This is a genomic window from uncultured Campylobacter sp. (assembly GCF_938045465.1).
GTDB lineage: Bacteria > Campylobacterota > Campylobacteria > Campylobacterales > Campylobacteraceae > Campylobacter_B.
In genome coordinates, this window is the sequence record NZ_CALIBF010000201.1 from 1 (window position 1) to 1331 (window position 1331).

Here is a 1331-nt window from a genome sequence, read left to right on the forward strand (position 1 = left end):
CGTCGCGCAGATCAGGGGCGTGGACGGCGTGCTTTCGGTGCACGACCTGCACGTCTGGAGCATCACGAGCGGCGCAAACGCGCTCACGGCTCACATCGTGGTCAGCGGCGAGCTGAGCGTGCGCGAGGCGGAGCGGATCTTGCGCAAAATATCGCACGAAATGGAGCATCTGGGCATCACGCACACGACGCTGCAGCTTGAAAGCAGCGAGAACGAATGTGCTGACGAGCTAATCTGCGAAGTAAGGTCAAATGACAATGTCGAGCATTTGGGGCATAGTCATTAAATTTTGGATTTGGAATTTTGCTCAACTTATAGTTTTGAAATTTAGCTTGAGTTGGAATTTAAAATTTGGCTTGAGTTTTAAATTTTAAATTTTGCCCGCATCGTGGAATTTCGGAATTTTAGAATTTCGAGATTTTAAATTTTAAAATTTTAATTGCAAAATTCTCTTTATAGAATTCTCGCCGCAAAATTCTTACTTAGGAATTCTGCCGCCAAATTCTAACTCCAAATTTTAACCGCAAAATCAGAATTTCATACGCTTCAAATACCGCGAGTAAGCAAAATTTCATCTAAATTTTATAGCGAAGAAAGCGGGAATTTTATATAATCTCGAAAATCTAAAGGACTGCTCGTGAACCAAGACAAAAGCCCCATACGGATAATTTTCATCTCGCTTTTGATCTCTTATGCAAGCTTCGGCGTTGCGGGATTTATGCTTTTTACTATTTTAAACGAGCTTGGGATCGAAATCGATTTTGCCTCCACTCCACGCTCGCCTATTTTTGCCTATTTTCTCACGTTTGCGCAAAAGCTCTTGCCGGCTTTTTTATTCGGCGGATATTTCGCATTTAGGATGATTAGATACAAAATTCTAGGCATAGATTGCAAGCTAGATTTTATGTTTTTCATAACATTTTGCGCATGCTTTGCGTCAATGATCGTGATGGGCTCTTTGTGTTTGATATTTGGATTATTGCTTTTACGGTACGAGCTTTACTTTTTCGGCGGCACATTTTTATTGTCTGTGTGCCTCACATACGCGCTATTTAAACGCTCTGGTTTTATGCTAAGCGGGCTTTTGAAAAATCTAGGCGCGAGCTTTAATGTAGATTTTAAGCTCCGCGTCATCGTAACGATACTGCTCGCGCTCATAGCCTGCTTCATGCTTTATTGCAAGCTCGCATAAAAGTAGCAGTGCAAATTGCGTCTACACCCAGCGCGATTCGCGCCGCTAAATTTTAAAATTCTGCGCTGCGAATTTAGCTGTAAATCGAGCCGCAAATTTAAACTATGCTCAAAATTTTGGCTAAATTTCACTCATTATT

2 protein-coding genes are annotated in these 1331 nt (G+C 41.8%); both read left to right on the top strand.

What is annotated here, in order from left to right; genetic code table 11:
• The coding region (locus tag Q0413_RS10315) for a cation transporter dimerization domain-containing protein (protein ID WP_298990059.1) at positions 1 to 286 on the top strand (286 nt) is incomplete at its 5' end.
• Between the two features lie 351 nt (positions 287 to 637).
• Entirely contained in the window at positions 638 to 1192 is a 555-nt protein-coding gene (locus tag Q0413_RS10320) for a hypothetical protein (RefSeq protein ID WP_298990062.1), read from the top strand.
• The last annotated feature ends 139 nt before the right edge of the window (positions 1193 to 1331 follow it).